Below are 2705 nucleotides of genomic sequence, written 5' to 3' on the forward strand. Positions count from 1 at the left end.
GGTGCCCGCTGTGGTCGGTGCATTCGGCATTCCGCACGCCGCGAGAGATCGTGACCCAATGGCTGGAACTGCCCGACGGCCAGCGGTTCTTCTCCATCGCCCGGACGGTGACGGCGGGCGGGGGCGGGTTCGGCGCGCCGCGTGTGGAGCGGGCCATCGCGCTGGGCTGTGCGGCAGAACACGCAGGTCGGCTGATCTATGCCCAAGTCGCCGGGGGGGCGACACCGCCGGTGCCGACACCGATCGGCGTGACCTGTCGGCTGTGCCATCGGACCGAATGCACCGCCCGATCCGCACCGCCGATCGGACGCCAGATCCTGGCCGATGACATCCGCCGGACCTCTGCGCCCTTCGGCTTCACCGATACCTGAAAGGGCGTTGACACCGGTTTCCGGTTGGGAGAGTCATCCCCAAGATGACCCATCCCCTTCGCCTGCATCCCGACCGCCTGTTCCCTGTCGATCCCGACACGCGCGGCGTGGCACGGCGGCTGTATGCGCAGATCAGGGACCTGCCGATCATCAGCCCCCACGGGCACACGGACCCGTCGTGGTTTGCGCTGAACGAGACCTTCGCCAATCCGGCCGAGCTGCTGATCACGCCCGACCACTATGTCTTCCGGATGCTGCATTCGCAGGGGATGGCGATGGAGGATCTGGGGGTGCCGCGTGCCGATGGCGGGCCGGTCGAGACCGATCCGAGGGCGATCTGGCGGCGGTTCGCGTCGAACTACCACCTGTTCCGGGGCACGCCGTCGCGGATGTGGCACGACTGGGTCTATGCCGAGGCGTTCGGCATCGATGTGCGGCTGTCGGCCGGGACGGCGGACCACTATTACGACGTCATCGACGCGGCGCTGAAGACCGAGGCGTTCCGGCCACGCGCTCTGTTCGAGCGGTTCAACATCGAGGTGATCACCACGACGGAGTCGCCGATCGACACGCTCGAACATCACAAGGCCATCGCGGCCTCGGGCTGGAAGGGTCGGGTCCTGACCGCCTATCGCCCCGATCCGGTGGTCGATCCTGATTACGAGGGCTTCCGCGACAATCTGAAGGTCCTGGCCGACCAGACCGGCTTCGACACGATGACCTGGGACGGATACCTGGACTCGCTGCGGGCGCGGCGGGCCTTCTTCGCCTCGATGGGGGCGACCTCGACGGACCACGGCCACCCGACCGCCTTCACCGCCGACCTGTCGAAGGCCGATGCGCAGGCCCTGTTCGCGCGGGTCTCGACGGCACCCGCGACGCCGGCCGACGCCGAGCTGTTCCGGGGCCAGATGCTGACCGAGATGGCGGCCATGTCGGTCGAGGACGGGCTGGTGATGCAACTGCACCCGGGCTCGTTCCGCAATCACTCGGCGACGGTGTTCGAGCGCTTCGGCCGCGACAAGGGCTGCGATATCCCGACCCAGACCGACTATGTGCGGGCGCTCAAGCCCCTGCTGGACCGGTTCGGGTCTGACACCCGCCTGACCCTGATCCTGTTCACCCTCGACGAGACTTCATACAGTCGCGAACTGGCCCCTCTGGCCGGTCATTATCCGGCGCTGAAGCTGGGCCCCAGCTGGTGGTTCCACGACAGTCCCGAGGGGATGCGCCGGTTCCGCGAACAGACGACCGAGACGGCGGGCTTCTACAACACCGTCGGCTTCAACGACGACACCCGCGCCTTCCTGTCGATCCCGGCGCGTCACGACGTGGCCCGGCGGATGGACTGCGGCTTCCTGGCCAGGCTGGTGGTCGAACATCGGATGGAGGAGGACGAGGCGCATGAACTGGCCCACGCCCTGACCTATGGGCTGGTCAAGGCGGCCTACAGGCTGTGAGCCGGCTCAATGATGCGGCCCTGTCGCGCCTGCCCGCCGACGTCGCCCGGCCCGGATACGACCGGGCGGCGGTCAGGACCGGGGTGGTCCACCTGGGTATCGGGGCCTTCCACCGGGCGCATCAGGCGGTGGTGTTCGACGACGCCCTGGCCAGCGGCGACCTGCGCTGGGGCGTTCTGGGGGCGTCGCTGAGGTCGCCCTCGGTGGCGGAGCAGCTGAACCCGCAGGACGGCCTCTATACCCTTGTGGTGCGCGACGGGGCCGAGGAGCGGCTGAGGATCATCGGTGCCGGCAAGGGGGTCATGGTCGGGCCGCAGGACCCGGCAGCGCTGGTCGCCGCCATGGCCGATGCGGACGTCCACATCGTCACCCTGACGGTGACGGAGAAGGGCTATCGGCTCGATCCGGCGACGGGCGCACTGAAGCTGGACGACCCCGAGGTGGCCGCAGACCTGACCGACATCTCCCGGCCGATCACGGCGCCCGGCTTCATCGTCGCGGCGCTGAAGGCGAGGAAAGCTGCGGGGCTCAAACCCTTCACCGTCATCAGTTGCGACAACCTTCCGCACAACGGTCAGAGGATCCGCAGCGGTGTGCTGGAGATGGCGCGGCGGATCGAGCCGAACCTGGCCGACTGGATCGCGGCCGAGGGGGCCTTCCCCCAGACCATGATCGACCGGATCGTGCCCGCGACCATCCCTGAGGACATCGTCCGGCTGGAGGCGCGCCTGGGTGTCCGCGACGAAGGCATGGTCAAGGCCGAGCCCTTTACCCAATGGGTGATCCAGGATCGGTTCGCCGGCGAGCGGCCGGACTTCGTCGCGTTCGGGGTCCAGCTGACCGAGGCCGTCGAGCCTTGGGAGGACGCCAAGCT

At 68.4% G+C, this 2705-nt stretch carries 3 protein-coding genes; all 3 read left to right on the top strand.

Features of this window, described 5'->3' with window-relative positions; translation table 11 throughout:
- On the top strand, positions 1–371 hold a 371-nt coding region (locus JHC99_RS18415), incomplete at its 5' end, for a short-chain fatty acyl-CoA regulator family protein (protein ID WP_292156143.1).
- 44 nt (positions 372–415) lie between these two features.
- Positions 416–1831: a glucuronate isomerase gene (gene uxaC, locus JHC99_RS18420; RefSeq protein WP_292156144.1), complete on the top strand. Its 1416-nt coding sequence runs from the start codon at positions 416–418 to the stop codon at positions 1829–1831.
- The coding region (locus JHC99_RS18425) for a mannitol dehydrogenase family protein (protein ID WP_292156145.1) at positions 1828–2705 on the top strand (878 nt) is incomplete at its 3' end. The genes uxaC and JHC99_RS18425, both read left to right, overlap by 4 nt.

The organism is Brevundimonas sp. (assembly GCF_016463485.1).
Taxonomy (GTDB): domain Bacteria; phylum Pseudomonadota; class Alphaproteobacteria; order Caulobacterales; family Caulobacteraceae; genus Brevundimonas.

Excerpts from the sequence above, each read along its gene's own strand:
- uxaC (WP_292156144.1), top strand. The coding sequence starts at position 416 with ATGACCCATCCCCTTCGCCTGCATCCCGACCGCCTGTTCCCTGTCGAT.